The sequence below is a fragment of the Paenibacillus xylanexedens genome (genome assembly GCF_017874615.1).
Taxonomy (GTDB): Bacteria; Bacillota; Bacilli; order Paenibacillales; family Paenibacillaceae; genus Paenibacillus; species Paenibacillus xylanexedens.
In genome coordinates this window covers 209,291-226,206 of sequence record NZ_JAGIKV010000009.1, presented here as the reverse complement: position 1 = coordinate 226,206, position 16,916 = coordinate 209,291, and the positions used below count along the sequence as shown (strand labels likewise).

At 49.4% G+C, this 16,916-nt stretch carries 11 protein-coding genes; 5 read left to right on the top strand and 6 right to left on the bottom strand.

Annotated elements, in window-relative coordinates; translation table 11 throughout:
- Positions 1-133: 133 nt before the first annotated feature.
- On the bottom strand, positions 134-5,401 hold the full coding sequence (locus J2Z28_RS14500) for a WIAG-tail domain (protein ID WP_211083003.1): 5,268 nt from the start codon (positions 5,399-5,401) through the stop codon (positions 134-136).
- A 514-nt stretch (positions 5,402-5,915) separates the two neighbouring features.
- Between J2Z28_RS14500 and J2Z28_RS14495 the strand changes: the two genes are divergently transcribed.
- Positions 5,916-7,046, top strand: coding sequence for a YheC/YheD family endospore coat-associated protein (locus J2Z28_RS14495; protein ID WP_211083002.1), 1,131 nt, complete (start codon positions 5,916-5,918; stop codon positions 7,044-7,046).
- Between the two features lie 85 nt (positions 7,047-7,131).
- Positions 7,132-7,923 (top strand): archaetidylserine decarboxylase, encoded by a 792-nt coding sequence (gene asd, locus J2Z28_RS14490; protein WP_047841263.1) that lies wholly within the window; start codon positions 7,132-7,134, stop codon positions 7,921-7,923.
- A 347-nt stretch (positions 7,924-8,270) separates the two neighbouring features.
- Here the strand turns inward: asd and J2Z28_RS14485 are convergent, their stop codons facing one another.
- Positions 8,271-9,056 (bottom strand): AraC family transcriptional regulator, encoded by a 786-nt coding sequence (locus tag J2Z28_RS14485; RefSeq protein WP_036605807.1) that lies wholly within the window; start codon positions 9,054-9,056, stop codon positions 8,271-8,273.
- Positions 9,057-9,234: 178 nt separating this feature from the next.
- Complete coding sequence (gene pdxR / locus J2Z28_RS14480) at positions 9,235-10,719, bottom strand: MocR-like pyridoxine biosynthesis transcription factor PdxR (protein ID WP_342357504.1); 1,485 nt, start codon at positions 10,717-10,719, stop codon at positions 9,235-9,237.
- A 129-nt stretch (positions 10,720-10,848) separates the two neighbouring features.
- On the opposite strand from pdxR, the gene J2Z28_RS14475 reads away from it, so the two are divergent.
- From J2Z28_RS14475 to J2Z28_RS14465, 3 genes are all read left to right on the top strand, one after another.
- Positions 10,849-11,466: a pyridoxamine 5'-phosphate oxidase family protein gene (locus tag J2Z28_RS14475; RefSeq protein WP_211083001.1), complete on the top strand. Its 618-nt coding sequence runs from the start codon at positions 10,849-10,851 to the stop codon at positions 11,464-11,466.
- Positions 11,467-11,644: 178 nt separating this feature from the next.
- Complete coding sequence (locus tag J2Z28_RS14470) at positions 11,645-12,943, top strand: aminotransferase class I/II-fold pyridoxal phosphate-dependent enzyme (protein ID WP_036673403.1); 1,299 nt, start codon at positions 11,645-11,647, stop codon at positions 12,941-12,943.
- 251 nt (positions 12,944-13,194) lie between these two features.
- Positions 13,195-13,323, top strand: a complete 129-nt coding sequence (locus J2Z28_RS14465; protein ID WP_017692471.1) for a hypothetical protein — start codon at positions 13,195-13,197, stop codon at positions 13,321-13,323.
- Positions 13,324-13,492: 169 nt separating this feature from the next.
- Here the strand turns inward: J2Z28_RS14465 and J2Z28_RS14460 are convergent, their stop codons facing one another.
- From J2Z28_RS14460 to J2Z28_RS14450, 3 genes are read right to left on the bottom strand one after another with little or no spacing between them, the layout of a single operon-like run.
- Positions 13,493-14,710, bottom strand: coding sequence for an ABC transporter permease (locus J2Z28_RS14460; protein ID WP_211083000.1), 1,218 nt, complete (start codon positions 14,708-14,710; stop codon positions 13,493-13,495).
- 2 nt (positions 14,711-14,712) lie between these two features.
- Positions 14,713-15,465, bottom strand: a complete 753-nt coding sequence (locus tag J2Z28_RS14455) for an ABC transporter ATP-binding protein (protein WP_036605802.1) — start codon at positions 15,463-15,465, stop codon at positions 14,713-14,715.
- A 27-nt stretch (positions 15,466-15,492) separates the two neighbouring features.
- The gene (locus J2Z28_RS14450) at positions 15,493-16,866 is read right to left on the bottom strand and encodes a DEAD/DEAH box helicase (RefSeq protein WP_211082999.1); all 1,374 of its coding nucleotides are present in this window, start codon (positions 16,864-16,866) and stop codon (positions 15,493-15,495) included.
- Between the last annotated feature and the right edge of the window lie 50 nt (positions 16,867-16,916).

Genomic DNA, 16,916 nt, shown 5'->3' with positions numbered 1-16,916 from the left:
CATCCTAATGATAAGGAAACGTTCAGACACCCCTCACCGTCCGAACGGATTAAGCTTAGATCAACCAAAAGCGGTGTCCCGGACAACTCTGGACACCGCTTTTGTCATTTATATATTACGGATACTACCTGCACTATCCTTGCGAAGGTCCCGCAGCAATCCATGACAACAACCCGTACGTATGCTTGCAATCTGCTGTACGTGACACTTCAAGTACCGCTTCATCCTCACTCTGCGAGAGCAGGGAAATCTGGAATCCCCGATCATTGCTCATGCCCACAATCACATAATGTTCTGAAGCAAATGATTCTTCAAAAACAACGGTTACCTCTGTGCATACTTCACTCTCTGGCAGTACAAAAGCTTCCATCCCGAATTGTTGTACAACCGGTTGTTTGCTTACGCTGCGAACGGGCTGGAAGGCCAGATGTTTGGCCTGAACTGCACCCGATTGCAACTGGTTGCTGCCCACGGCATCATCACACAGATGCTCCTGTGTAATTGATTGAGGGTTCGGTGTGTACTGCAATTGAACAACAGGTTCTGGTGCCTCTTCTACTGAGCCACCAGGCGTCAGAGATGTAACATCTGGTGCAAGTTCTGTAGGTTGTTCAATCGATTGTTCTACATATAATTCAACGCCAGCTTGTGACTCTTGCTGATCATGTGGGTTTTGCAGTTCAAGTTGCTCCTGCAGCTCCAGCCCATCCGTTTGAGGATTTGTTGTCTCCGTACTCCAATCCATTCCGAAGATGGATTCATTCTCTAGTCCAACCGACTGCATTAATTGCTGGACCTCCAGCAAGGCTTCCTGCCTTTTGATCTCAGCCAGCTGCTCCAGCGTTTCTCCACTAACCTGACGAATGGCATTCCAGATCTCTTCACTTAAATGCTCGGTACCCACAATTCCCGCGTTCAGATGACTTGAAGTTATACTCTGCTCACTCAGTTTGCTGCCGTTCACGCTGCCATCGGCCAATTTGGCACTGGTGACGGACCCATTTTGCAGATGAACCCCGCTTACGGCTTCCTCTTCCAGATGAGTTGTGCGAATACTGCGTTCTTGAATATGATCAGCAAGGATCGTTCCATCCTGAATATGCCGAGATTGCACACTTTTGTCTGCCATGTGGACAGCCGTTACCGCTCCTTCAATCAACTTGCTGCTGTTTACACTGCCGTCAGCCATTTTGGCACTTGTTATGGAACCATTGTGCAGGTGAATCGCACTTACCGATTCCGCTTTGAGGTGGGAGATCCCAATGCTTCGCTCTTGAATATGGTCAGCATGTATGGCTTTCTCTTGGATATGACGGGATTGCACACTTCCATTGGCAATATGGACATCCGACACCGCATCTTCAAGCAGTTTGTCGCTACTCACACTGCCATCGGCCAGTTTAGCACTCGTTACAGACCCATCTTGCAGATGAACCGCACTTATGGCTTCCTCCTCCAGATGGGACGTACCAATGCTATGCTCCTGAATATGATCAGCAAGGATCGCTCCTGCCTGGATATGGCGAGTTTGCACACTTTCCGATGCGATATGGCTCCCCAATACAGTATCTTCGAGCAATTTGCTGCCGCTAATGCTACTGTCAGCCAATTTGGCACTTGTGACGGACCCATTTTGCAGATGAACCGCACTTACGGCTTCCTCTTCCAGATGGCTTGTGCCTATGCTTCGCTCCTGAATATGGTCAGCATGAATGGCTCCTGCCTGAATATGCCCGGATTGCACACTTTCCGATGCGATATGAATCCCGGATACCGTACCTTCGAGTAACTTGCTGCCAGTTATACTGCCATCCGCCAGTTTGGCACTCGTTACAGATCCATTTTGCAAATGAATGGCACTTACCGACTCCTCTTCCAAATGTGCTGTGCCGATGCTCCGCTCTTGAATATGATCAGCATGTATGGCTCCTGCCTGAATCTTCCTGGATTGCACACTATCGTCTGCAATGTGGATATCTGATACTGCTCCTTCAAGCAACTTGCTGCCGGTTACACTGCCGTCGGCCAACTTGGTACTTGTTACAGATCCATTTTGCAGATGAATGGCACTTACTGCTTCCTGTTCCAAGTGAAGCATGCCGATGCTGTGCTCCTGAATATGGTCAGCAAGGATTACTCCTGCCTGGATATGGCGGGATTGCACACTTTCAGACGCGATATGGATTCCTGACACCGCATCTTCGATCAACTTACTGCCGGTTACACTACCGTCGGCCAGTTTGGTACTGATGACAGACCCATTTTGCAGGTGAATCGCACTTACGGCTTCCTCCTCCAGATGGGTTGTGCCGATGCTCCGCTCCTGAATATGGTCAGCATGAATAGCCCCAGCCTGGATATGCCCGGATTGCACACTTTCGGATGCGATATGGAGCCCCGACACCGCACCTTCGAGCAATTTGCTGCCGTTGATACTGCCATTCGCCAGTTTGTCACTCGTTACAGATCCATTTTGCAAATGAACCGCACTTACGGAGTCCTCATCCAGATGAACTGAGCCAATACTGCACTCTTGAATATGATCAGCAAGGATTGCGCCTTCTTGGATATGACGGGTTTGCACACTTTCATTGGCAAGGTGAGTAGCCGATACGGTTCCTGCAGCTAATTTGCTGCCATCCACACTACCCGTTGCTAGCTTGGAGCGTGTTACAGATTCATCCTGCAAAATAATCGTACTTACCGCTTCTTCTTCCAGATGAGATGTTCCGATGCTGCGTTCATGGATATGATGAGGAAGAATTTCACCATCTTGAATATGACGGGAATGCACAGCTCCTTGCTGCAGGTGAACAGCACTTGTCGACTCTGCCTGAAGATGCAAACCACTGATCAAACCTGGCTGAAGGTGAGCCGCTGTAATGGATAAAGGTGCCAGATGGTCTGTTTCGACAGATCCGGGTGCCAAGTGATGCGATGTGACCACCTGTTCAGCAATATGCTCCTCATGAATGATGTCTGCCTTCAGATGCTGTGAGCTCACTACTTGAGTTCCCAAATGGTCAGATTTCACGCTGCCTTCAGCCAGATGCACGGATTGTACAACGGATGGCTGCAAGTGCTCGCTACCTACAGCAGCCTGTTGCAGTTCTGCTCCGGATACCGAGTCTGCTGTCAAATGGTCCGCACTTATGGAGCCATGCCGAAGTTTGTTGCCGGTAATACTGCCATCAGCGAATAACTCGGGCGAGCGTATTTCTTCCGACAAATGTTCCAGGGAAACGGAATGCTGCTTCAGGTGATATCCGCGAATGGTTCCTGATGGAATATGTTTGGCGTTAATGCTCTCTGCCATAATCTTGGAAGAAGTCACGCTGCCGTCTGCCAGTTTAGCTGATGTGACAGCAAAATCCGCCAGTTTATCTGTTGCAACACTCTCTGGTGAAAGCTTGGGGGAAGTAACCGCATGATCTGTTAGATGAGGCGGAAAAATGGACCCGCCAGCCAGCTGGGCTGAAGTTACACTATCAATAGCCAATTTGTCTGTTGTGACCGCGGCCCGTGCAATCGCATCCGTTTCAACACTACCCGGCTGAAGATGAGGTACACCTACGGCATGTTCTGTCAAGTGTTCCGATTTCACTGCATAAGGTCTCAGGGCCTCGGAACCCACGCTGCCTGGAGCCAGATGTGTCCCTGTGACTCCACCACTCGCAAGATGCGAGGATATAACACTTCCCGGGGCAAGCGCTCTGCTACTCACCGATGCCGTTCCAAGCTTTTCTGTTGTCACACTTCCATCCGCAAGTTTAACGTCTGTAACGGCAGCATCCTGCAATTCATACGTACCCACGGCCGACTCTGCAAGATGCCGCTCACACACCACGTCGTCTGCAAGAGCGTCTCCGGACACACTTCCGGCAGATAGATGAGCTGCCTCGATGCTTCCACTTGCAATGTGAATAGAGTGAATTGCGGAATTGTCCACATGTACCGGCGTAATTCCCCGATTCACAATGTGTTCCGCACGAATGGACCCTCTAGCAAGATGTTTACCCTGTACGGCTTCATCCGCAATTTTGGAAGATATGACGCTCTGATCAGAGATCTTGGATGCCGTAATGGACTGCTCTAGCAATTTTGCTGTTCCAACAGACTGGTCTGCCAGTTTGCTACTGGTTACTGCACCTTCTGTCAAATGCTCACTGCCCACTTCTCCATTGCCAATCTGCTCCTTGCCAACGGAATGAGCTCGAATCTGACTTGAACCGATTGAACCGTCCAATAGATGTCTTCCACTTAATGAACCCTCAGCTAAATGTCTTGTTTGTATGGATCCATCCTCTATCTGGTCACTTCCAATACTGCCATTTAATAGTTGTGAACGACCGACAGACCCTTCTGCCAGATGTGTCTGTTTAACAGCACCTGCCTGAATATGGTGAGACTCGATGGAGTGTTCTTCGATTTTGCTGCCTGTGACAGCAGCTTCACGAATTTTGGTTGTAGTCACTGCATCGTCAGCCAGTTTGGAGGTATTCACAGCTCCTCCCGTGAGATGCCTTGTATCCACGCCGCTAATCGCGATCTTGTCTCCAGTTACGGCATGATTCTTGATTAATTCTTCCGTTACCAGCATGCGGCTGAGATGTCTTGTGCTGATGGAACCGTCGGCAATTTTAGCCGAATCGATGGCCTGGTTGCCAAGCTTCTGAGAAGTAATACTGCCATCTCTGATTTTCTCGCCTGCAATAGAAGCATTTCGTATTTTGTGACCAGACACAGAACCGTCAATCAGGTGCTCCTCAGATACAGACGCTTCCGCAAGTTTCGCTGAAACAATGGCCCCGTCTGCAATGTGAATGCTGGTCACCGCATAATCCTGCAATGCTTCACTGCCGACCGCATCCGGTTTCAGCTTGGAGGCATCTACAGAGAAAGGAGCCAACTTGCTCTCCGTAACAGCAAATTCACTCAAGTCGTCCGTGTAGATGTAATGTCCGGTATGACCCGGCATCTGGTTCTGGTTCAGGATCTGCAGCCGGTCCTTGCTTGTTGTTTCTTGTTTGATGATAACCACCTCTTCTTCCAGAACAAGCGGAGCCACGCTGCTAACCTGAATCTGCTTATCCGAGCTATCTTCTGTCTCGATTTCCTTGCTATCAGACTCTACGGGTTCCGGCTTGATTTCGGCTTCGATCTCTAGCTCTTCCAGCTCGTTCGTTGAAGCAGGTAGCTCCATTGAGTCGAATAGGAATTCTTCCGACTCCTGAACAGCTCTCGAATCCCTTTTATTTGTATTCAAGCGTTCTTCCCTATTCACAGTGAAACCTGAGTTCATCTTGTCTGCCCGGCGATCAGTCAGTTCCAATTCCTTGTATTTCGGGCTCACATGCCGCAGTTTCGGCGTCGGAACCTTCTTTTTGCCATTTTTACTCATGCAGCTTGCTCCTTCCTCTAACGTTCGTCTCCGGCATCATATGCTTCCATCTGGGCATCTGCCACTTCATTTATGACTTTTGCGGATTCCAGAGCACGAATGTACGGGCGTCAAGACAGGAAGGTTCGATGATCTTCGTGGAAATAGGCGTGTCAGGGAGCAGAGGAAAGGCGGCTGTCCACGCCCCCGTCCCAGTCATGTCATAGGATATTATATCTAGGTCGTGTCTGAAAACTCGCTGAAGTGCATCTTTCACCTTCTTTTTGCCCCCTGCTGTGTCACTTTCCCTTGACGTGCCCCGGCACGCCCGCGGAAAACTTCCTTGCTTGGAACGAAAATTCGGCAAAACCTGCTTCCTTCAGAGTTTTAGACACGCCCTGAGCAAGCACTAGTGCTTGGCGATGCATCTTACACACCGGTCTGCGTTATCGCGATGTCTGAGCCATGCGGTGACAGGCCGGCATTCCATGAATGGACGCTCCATGGTCGCGATAACATCGAAGGAGGAACGGTCATGCTCCAAGAAACGATCGGCATTATGTTCGATTCACGCATGTACCGGGGGATACCGGCCGGAAGGACCGGTCAGGAATCACTCGCGAATTATGAACAGGCAGCGGCCAGTTATGGATTAACACCCTGCTTTTTGCGGCTGGAAGATATTGATTCGGATCGAAAAACATGTCTTGCCTATGTAAAAAAAGAAGGCAGATATGTTCGCGTGCGCATGCCACTGCCCTCCGTCATTCATAACCGATCACTCCAGCTTCGCCGGACGGAACAGCATCAGATCACCAAGCTGATGTTGCAGGGTATCCAGGTATTCAACGTCCGCAACCGGTACCGTAAAGATCACATTCATGACATGCTTCATCAGGACCTCGACTTGCGAGAACACCTGCCCCGTGCAGTGAAAGCTACGCCAGAGTCTCTGGCCTATATGATGGAACAATATGATGACCTCGTCATCAAACCATGCAGCGGCAGCATCGGTCATGGTATTATGCGAGTCTTTGAGCGAGATGGACAGTGGAAACTAACCTGTGAGACAAAGGCTGCACGCAAAGGGTGGGCTACCTTCCGATTGAGCAAAGGACAGCTTCCTTCCTCCACCCTAAGGCGGATCTTTCGCCATGCCTACCTCATTGAAGAGCGTATCCCACTGGTACGTTATGAGGGCAGGCCGGTAGATTTGCGGGTATCTGTACAACGTGGTGGCGATGGTCTTTGGGGAATAACAGGCATGTTTGCCAAAGCGGCTCCTGCCCATACGTTTGTCAGCAATATCGCCCAGGGCGGTAAAGTCATGAAGCTCGCAGAGGCCCTTGGATTAGGGGAATCTGGCTTCGACCTGGCTCGACTGGAATACAGAATCGGACTCGTTGCACTTCGAATTGCCCAGAACCTGGCGGCAAGTCTGCCACATCTGGCTGATCTGGGCCTTGATCTCGGAATAACGCGCAGCGGCCAGATCTATTTTATTGAATGCAATGGACGGGATCAGCGTTACGGTTTTCGCAAGGCGGGAATGTCGGAACACTGGAAGGCAACGTACAGCAAACCGATGGCTTATGGGCGTCTGCTGCTGGAACAGAATTCGAGGATTCCGAGACAACCGCAGACATACGATAGGAGACTATATTGATTTCGTGTGCATTCTGTGTCAATATTATGCAGAACGGCCGGTCTTGCCGGCCTTGAAGTTCGCATTAACCCTAAGGGGGATATTCATGGCAAAAACGCTGTTGCGATTAATGACCGAGCTTTCTTCGCGCAAATGGATCTCCCGGACCGTGGGAGCCTTCTCCAAAAGCCGGGGAAGTAAGGCATTTATCCCTTATTTTGTCCGGACCTACGACATCCCTGTTCAGGAGGCCGAGAAAGACTGGAAGGAATACCGTTCACTGAACGATTTCTTTACCCGCAAATTAAAGCCGGGCATGCGCCCGTTGGAACTTTCAGAGCATGCACTGATCAGCCCGGTAGATGCCAAGATTACGGCAGCCGGTCCAATATCTGCAGGGACACTCCTGAATGTTAAGGGACAAAATTATACACTTGCTGAATTATTAAACCATTCTCCCCATCTGGAGAAGTACAAGCACGGGTACGGGTTCGTCCTCTATCTCAGCCCTCGCGACTATCACCGCATTCATGCACCTGTCAGCGGCCGCAAAATAGAGAGCGAACACATCAAAGGCAAAGTTTATCCCGTGAATGACTTTGGCCTAACCCATATGAGATCCGTGCTTAGTCGAAACGAACGGCTCATTACGTATATCGCACACGATTACGGTGAAGTGGCGGTTGTCAAAGTAGGTGCGATGAACGTGAGTAGCATACAATATGCTGATACGGACACAAGTACTTGGGCACAAGGCGATGATCTGGCCTATTTTGAATTCGGTTCCACCGTTGTTCTGCTGACGCAGAGTGGCACATTCGAACCAAACCCGGGCTTACAGCCAGGCGATTCGGTCAAAATGGGCGCATTGCTTGGTCGTTTGAAACCGAAGAACTAATGAGTCCATACGCAAATAAAGAGGATGGCGCAACACCTGTAACCAGGTATTGCGCCATCCTCTTTATGCCTTCATATTTATCCATGTATACATGCAATACGAAGCTTCGCTCCGTCGTTATTGGTCTGCTGAGTTCTCCTCAAAACCACACATCTTGCAAGTCCTCTGCCGGTTTGAAGCGACGCAGACGGTTCCGGAAAATATTGCATCCCTTCGTAGAGCATCCCCGGTTGCGGACCCGACGTTTTCCGTTCATCACAAGTTCCCCCTTTTGGTCATCTGGAATGCTAGATCATTACCCTTGCGTTCCAGACTTGAAACGGTTTCCTGTTTTTCTCATCAGAATTTTAACGAATCTCGGACGGGCTTTTGCCGGTATACTGCTTGAACTGACGACTGAAGAAGAAAATATCCCGGTAGCCCAGAGCATCCGCCACTTCGGTCACATTCATGCCGGTATGCACCAGCAGATGTTCCGCCCGTTCAATACGCATGCGGATAATATAAGATTGCACCGATGATCCCACCAGTTCCTTGAACTTGATCGAGAAGTATCGGGGCGATAAGCCAGCCCGCGCAGCCAGATCTTCCACCCGATGCGTAATCCCGGGATGCTGACGCACATAATTGGCGACCTCCTGGATGACATCGGACAACTGGTTGCTCACCTTTTTCTCCACAGGTTCTTCCGTATCGGCGCGCAGCAAATGAATCATCAATTGTTTCAGAATCAATCGGCTCTCTTCATCACGTCCGTACACATCCGATAAGAACAGTCTTACATAACGTGCCAGCAAGTGCTCAAACTCCACCGTTTCCTGTACCTCGCGATAGGACTGGGGAACGTCAGCAACAGGCACGTCCACATCAAAGTGAATATACGTAAGTACCAACGGTTTTTGCTTATTATGTGTTGCAGTAGGATGATCTCCTGGCCTGAACAAAAAACAACTCCCCTTGCCAACTTCATACGACTGGTCATTCAGTACAAGCGTTCCTTCACCACTCCATACATAAAATAAATCATAGTTTTGCATCGGTTTTTCCCGTTTCTGCCACTTCCAGCCCGGTTCACAGACAATTTTGGCGACAGCGGGCAAAATAACAAATGATGACGGCGATGCCTGCAGCATGTCGCCACTCCCCCTTGATAGTTAATCTCTCTGCATATGGCATCATTCTGATCTGAATCTCACTTCTTCAATCCAGGCCATATGTATTTCAGTATCTTGCATGATTAAATACAACTTGCTCATATATAATCTCTGCTCCTACAGGAGCGAAATGTCTTATCCCATTATACAGCGGAATTCACCGAAACGAAAATGTGCACTTCTCCCAGGCTAGCCGCATACGCCGGATTCCCTCTGTCATCTCTTCTTTCTCCAGATGTGCAAAAGCAAAACAGGCCGCCGGATGACCTGAAGTCAGCCGATATCGCTCTGCATCACGGAACAATATGCCATCCTCCTGAGCAAGCTTTTTAAATCGCTGATAACTGTCAACATCGCCATTCCAGGTAGCGTAGATATGCAGTCCTGCATCACCAAGTTGCATCGTGAATGCTTCCGGCCACTGTAGTTCCATCTCTCTGACAAAAAAATCATGCCGTTCCCCATATAACCGGGTTAACCGCCGTAAGTGTCTCAGGTAACCTCCTCTGGTCATAAATTTTGCCAGTGCGCGCTGCTCTAACAGCGCCGGAGGTACCGGTTCATACAACGCCTTGGCGGCAAGCAGAGGTTCTACCAGGCCAGGCGGCAGTACGGCATAGCCAAGTCGGAAAGAAGCCACCATCGTTTGTGAGAATGAACCGACGTAGACGACACGCTGTTCACGATCAAGCACTTTGAGGGGTTCAATTGGTCTTCCGCCCCATCGGAATTCACTGTCATAATCATCTTCAATGATGACCGCATTCCGCTTTGAGGCCCAAGCAAGCAAGGCACGTCTTCTGTCCAATCCCAGCACGGCCCCTGTTGGAAACTGCCGGGTAGGGGTGACAAATAACGTCTGTGCCTCCCAAGGCTGAGGAATAATGCCTGCGGCATCCAGCTCTGCCGGGATGATATGCCCACCACAGGACTTGACGGCATGAGCGATGCCCGGATACCCCGGATTCTCTAATACCACTGCTGTATTCTCCGTAATCAGCAGTTGAGATAGCAAGGTGATGCCTTGCATTGAACCACTGAACAATACAATCTGAGAGGGTTCAGCCTGAATACCACGTGTCCATCTGAGATGGGAGGCGATGGCCTCACGCAGCTCCGGATCACCGGCTACACCGCTCGATTCTCGCCAACCACTGCGATGAACCGCAGCGAGTGCACTCTTCCACTCCCCTAACGGGAAATGTTCCGCAGGCATGCGCTGCATTTGAAAATTAATGACGGACGGCTTCAGAGAAGACATTTGAGTCCGCAGGACTTCATGTTGCGTACTCAACATCTGTACTCGTTCGCCCCAGGCAGACAGCTTGAGAACGGCTTCCTGTTTCTCATTTTCCTGAGTGGATAATGTTTCGGTTACAAATGTACCTCTTCCCCGATGTGCATGGACATAACCATCCGCAAGCAGCATGTCGTATACCTGAGCTACCGAACCACGTGACATCTCATATTGCTTTGCCAACTCACGGGTGGAAGGAAGCCGCGTGCCTCCCACCAACGTGCCTGCAAGAATGGCATCACGTAACGCATGGTACAGTGCCTCATACTTGTATCGATGCTGAAGTTCATAGGTATCCATCGGCAGCCACAATTCCATCATGCACCTCTCTTCATTTGTCTTCATCTGTGATCCCCGACTAATTGGCCTACTAAAGTGAATGTAAATTGGATCTATTTCATTGTCAATGTATGAACTATGGTTATCCATAAGATATGGCGTTCTATTATACATTTCAATGATGGGGGAATACACATGAGACGGAAAGAATTCACAGTAGATGAAGAACAGGAAATTACCACATTTCTGGATCAGTGCTCCTTCGGGTTTCTGGGAACGGTCAGTCCGGACGGACAACCACGGGTTACACCGCTGAATTTCGTATATATGGACGGTTGCTTTTATTTTCACGGCAGTCTGGCTGGCGAGAAGATGAAACAGATCAAACAGGATTCGTCGGTCAGTTTCACGGTGGCTGAAGAGTTCTCCCTGATTCCATCCTATTTCAGTGATCCTGAGCTGGCTTGTCCGGCAACTTCTTTCTTCAAAAGTGTCATGGCCTTTGGTCAGGCTGAACCGGTTAAAGATCTGGACATCAAAGGTAAGGTACTGCAACGATTTATGGAAAAACTCCAGCCGCAAGGCGGATATGTACCCATTGACGCTACTGACTCGCGTTACACAGGAAACCTCAAAGCTGTAGCCGTAGTCCGAATTATTCCTGAACGGATCAGCGCCAAGTTTAAATTTGGTCAGAACCTTTCCAGTGAACGATTCGATCATATCAATGGTCAGTTGGAACAGCGCAATGAAGGAAGAGATGCCGAAACTGCTGAAATGATGCGGAAATACTGTCCATTTCATCAACAATAAGTTTCATTTCTTGAGGATTACTCCAAGGTTGAATTCAACGATAACCCACCCGAAAACCCTCTGCAACAACGCGGTAAAGCGATATAACTGTCATATTGCGTAATTTCCGTGACGGGGGCATGTCAAGGTGATATAATGTTAGGCAGTTGAATCACAAAGACTTGGAAGGATGAAAAGAATGAATCCACTGGCTGAACAGTTGAACGAAAGTATTCAGACAGGCAGCAGTCACGTCTACTCCATGCTGTCACAGCTTGGCAAAGAAATTTATTTTCCTAAAGAAGGGATCTTGAGTCAATCTGCTGAAGCAGCAAGCTTGGCCAAGACCCATAATGCCACGATTGGTATCGCCCTGGAGGGTGGTGTGCCTATGCATCTTCAGGTTATTCAGGAGAAGCTGTCTGCATTCCAGCCAAAGGATCTGTATCCTTACGCTCCACCTGCAGGCAAACCTGAATTGCGGACCGTCTGGAGAGACAAGATGCTGAAGGAAACGCCTTCCCTGGAAGGCAAAACGTTTGGCAATCCGATTGTAACCAATGCATTAACCCATGGACTAAGTATCGTAGCCGACCTGTTCGCCGATGAAGGGGACGCTGTCATATATCCGGATAAAAACTGGGAAAATTACGAGCTGACCTTCGGAATTCGTCGTCATGGCCAGTTGGTTCATTATCCCCTGTTCGATGATCAGTTGAACTTCAACAGTGAGGGTCTGCTTCAGGCTTTGCTTGATCAAAAGGACAAAGGTAAAGCGATCGTTCTGCTCAACTTCCCGAATAACCCTACAGGTTATACGCCTGGAGCGGAAGAAGCAGATGCCATTGTGAACACGATTCTTCAGGCAGCTGAAGCCGGCGTTAACGTGGTTGCTGTAACAGATGATGCGTACTTCGGGCTGTTCTTCGAAGATTCCATTCATGAATCCCTGTTTGGCAAACTTGCCAACATTCATCCACGTGTGTTGACCGTAAAAGTGGATGGTGCAACCAAGGAGGAGTTTGTATGGGGCTTCCGCGTTGGATTCATTACGTATGCCCATGAAGATGCAGCCGTTCTGCATGCATTGGAACAAAAAACACTTGGTATTATCCGGGCAACGATCTCCAGTGGCCCGCATCCTTCCCAGACTTTTGTACTGGATGCGCTCAAAGCACCGGAGTTTGAAGCACAGAAACAGGAGAAGTTCGAGATTATGAAAGGCCGCGCCAATAAGGTAAAAGCCATTCTTGATAGCGGCAAGTATGGAGATGCATGGGACTATTATCCGTTCAACTCCGGTTACTTCATGTGCCTGAAGCTGAAAGAAGTTGGCGCTGAAGAACTTCGAAGCCATTTACTGCACAAATACGGTGTGGGTACAATCGCGCTGGGTGAATCGGATCTTCGAATCGCCTTCTCCTGTATTGAAGAATCCGGGTTGGAAGATCTGTATGAAACCATCTATCGTGGAGTTCAGGATCTGCGGACGACTTAGTTAACACAGACCTATACCCTGAATGATATAAGAACCCTTTGTATAACGGCGACGTTTCATGTCTCTGGATATACAAAGGGTTCTTTTGTGTTTTGCAACTCGCATGATACTACTCCACTCCCCCGGACAGGTGCCCAAAAGCTTTAATTTCTCGCTTTACCGGGCATCGGCCCAATCAGCCTAACCCCCCGGCACATAATATACGATGTACGCAAGGGCGTGCCAAACAACCACTTGAAAGGGGAATGACCATGTCTGGAGTTGAAGATACAAGAGGCGGTTATGGATGCGGCGGTTACGGCGGAGGATTTACAAACACAGGTGCTATTCTCGTTCTGTTCATCTTGCTCGTGATCATCACTAAATCGTTCCTCTGTTAGTACCAATACACACTTGCGAGAGAACCAAGTGATCTAACTACATGATTCCATTACAGCACAAAGAAGGGTATACCGGGACACAGCCCGGAATACCCTTCTTTTGTTATCTTTTGTACCTCTCACTGATGAACCCAATGTAATAATCCGAGTTGGTCAGGTGTCCGATCGTTTACTCGTCCTCTTCTTCCTTCAACCACTTGTTACCTTGCGAACGCCGCATGATCACAATCACCAGTATACCCAAAATAAGTGCTACTCCGGTGACAGTCAGTCCGCTTGCTCCGGCAGCCAGCATAGGCAGCCACATGAGCAACGCAGCCAGTGCGTGCAGATGGAATATGAATCCTAACACCTGAGAACGACGACTTTCTCCCGAGATTGGATAGATCATAATCCAGAACGATTCACTATGACTGCGACGCATCGCACCTAACTGAACACCTGCAAGCAACAGGAAAAACAGATACACACCGACACCAAAGTAGCTGCCTGCTGTCCACCAGGATAGTAACATGCCCAGTACAATTAAGCGTAACACGATTGAAAACACTTCGGTTCGAATAAACGTTTTGGTTATCAAGTAACGGTAAGCTTTCCCTGCATTCCAAGGAAGACCGCTCCCCCATTTGCTAAGCCAGCGACGCGAACTTACTTTCTGTCCGGATGAAGGTACATCCACGAACCAGCCAAGCGTCCGCATGACTCTGCCAGCCTGCCCCTGCTCCACCTGAATCAGTCGTTCCCACGCTACCCGATGTTTCACCGGTATACGCAGGGCGACGATGTAGACAACAGCCAGCAACAGCAGGAACCAGACACTGCGCTGCGGTGGCTGCCACAGCCAAGCTGCAATCGCCAGCACTGCCAGAGCCCATCGCAAGAGACGATATCCTCTTGCTGCCCCGACCTGAACCATTCTTAGCTCTTGCCATGCTCCATAACTGGACAACCCTTTCCACAGCAGCAGGAACACGATGAACCAGCCAAATGGCCGTGCATCCAGATCTGCTCTGACATAGAGCGGCCACAGTGTAACAAACACAAGTAGCAAGCCCAGACTTTTATAGATGATGCCTCGGGCAAAGCTGTTCTTCAAATATTCCTGCATCCGGTATTCCTGTGGTCGCAGGAACACAATATCTGCCGGAAGCAGATATGTACGATAACTGCTAAACAGCACTAGTGGTGCCAGCAGCAGCAATGCAATCCAGCGAATCGGAAATTCCGCCGGAATGTTCTGAACAAACGATGTATACCAGGCGGAGAACGCAATGACGAGAAATAAAAAGACCATAGCTACACCGCTCTGGATCACATAACCCAGATAAGGAAGAATTCCGTTCCAGAATCCTGTGCGTCTTTGCTTCCATAGCAGCTTGAGATCCATGCTCAATCCCTGCCTTGTACGAGGGAATAGAACATGTGCTCCAGCGTGGCATCCGATTCCCCGAATTGGGAGCGCAGTTCATTCAGCGTCCCTTGAGCAATAACCTGCCCACGGTGCAGAACGATAAAACGGTCACAGTAATTTTCAATCGTGGACAGAATGTGTGAACTGAGCAGGATGGATGATCCCGAAGCTTTCATCTCCAGCATAAAATCAAGCAAAGAGCGAATACCCAGCGGGTCCAGCCCCAGGAAAGGCTCATCAATGATGTACAGTGGTGGTCCTGCCACAAAAGCACACATAATCATGACCTTTTGTCTCATCCCCTTGGACAGGTGAGTCGACAGACTTGTACTTTTCTCATTCATACGGAACAGTTCCAGCAGTTTCTCCGTACGTTGTTTGAAATCAGCCTCCGACACATTGTACGCTCTTGCCGTAAACTCCAGGTGCTCCATCACCGTCATCTCATCATACAGTTCGGGTGATTCCGGTACAAATGCCATAGCCGATTGGTAGATCTGCGCATCCTCGTCCCGCTTCTTGCCCATCACTCGCACTTCGCCCTGTTGAGGTGTCATCAAGCCGAGGATGTGTTTCATGGTTGTGCTTTTGCCAGCACCGTTTAAGCCGATTAGTCCGACCATCTCTCCACGTCCAACTTCCAGATCAATGCCGTGAAGGACCGGCCGTTTGGCACTATAACCTCCGCTTAACCCGCTGATTTGCAGAACAGGCGATTGAACGTTTTCCATCTATCCCTGCACCCCTTTCGTCAGATTCTATTCTTCGGAGCGTGGCGCTTTGTCTTTACTCCACTTGGGTGCTCCTTTGTTTTTGCGATCCTGGTCGCGCTCCGCGCGGCCTGTATTACCCGTTGGTTTGCTACCTGCTGGACGCGAATTGGAGATTGTAGCTCGGGTTCCCCCATTACGATTGCCCTGACCTGGTTTGCGATCTCTGGATTGTCCTGGTTTTCTGGAGAAGGAATGTCCCTCAGGCCGCGTGTCGGGACGCGGGTCAGCCTCCAGTACTTTACCGCCAAAGAGTACACGTTCTGACAGTTCGATTCCGAGTTCGCGTGCGAATTTACGCATAATAAAGATCTGTGTTTCATCCACAATGGACAAAACGATACCCGAGCGTCCCATCCGGCCTGTACGACCTGCACGGTGAACATAGTGCTCCGAATCAAAGGCAGGGTCATAGTTAATGACCATTGGCAAGCCTTCGATATCCAGTCCTCTGGCAGCCACTTCGCTGGCAATCAGCAACTGAAGTTTGCCATTACGGAAGGCAGACAATACGTTACTGCGGGTCACTTTGTCAGCATCTCCATACAGCGCAGCAGCGGACAAGCCCAGATGATTCATTTTTGCTTCAACTTCACCAATATCTTCGGTTGCATTCACAAATACGATTGCCCGATCCGGATTGTACTGTCTAACCAGACGACGCAGCATGTCAATTTTGTTGCGGTTTTCTTCTACAAAATAATAATGCTCAAGGCCCGCAGCCGTAGCTCGATCCGGTTCAATTCCGATCTGAACAGGCTCTTTCATCTCACGCTTTGCGAGTCCAGCCGTATGCTCATCAATGGTTGCTGATAGGAAGATCAGTTGACGGTCCCGCAATGCGCTCTTGAGTACAAAGTTCACGTCACTTACGCCGCCAAGTTGGAACACTTGGTCCGCTTCATCGATAACAATCGTAGAGACGTTGTGCATTTTCAGTTTTTTGAGTGTAATCAATTCCTTCAGTCGTCCCGGTGTACCCACTACCAATTGTGGATGCTCACGCAGCTTCTCGATCTGACGTTTAGCCGCTGCGCCTCCAATCAGACCTAATACGCCGATCTTACGTTCTTCCGCATAACGCTGCGCTTCACGTACAATCTGCATCGCCAGCTCTTGCGTAGGTGCAATAATGAGTTTCTGCGTGCCTTTGATATCCATTTTGATGGATTGTAGCAGTGGTAGCAGATATGCCAGCGTTTTTCCTGTTCCCGTCTGGGATTTGGATACGACATCTCGGCCTTCCAAAATAACCGGGATCGTCTGAGCCTGTACAGGTGAAGGTTCGTTAATGCCGTGTTTCGCCAAAACGGCCTCCAGATCCTGTTCCACGCCAATTGAAGCAAATGTTTGATTCGTCATGTATGTCCATCCTTTTAATTTATTCATTTTGATGTTATATAAGTTCAACT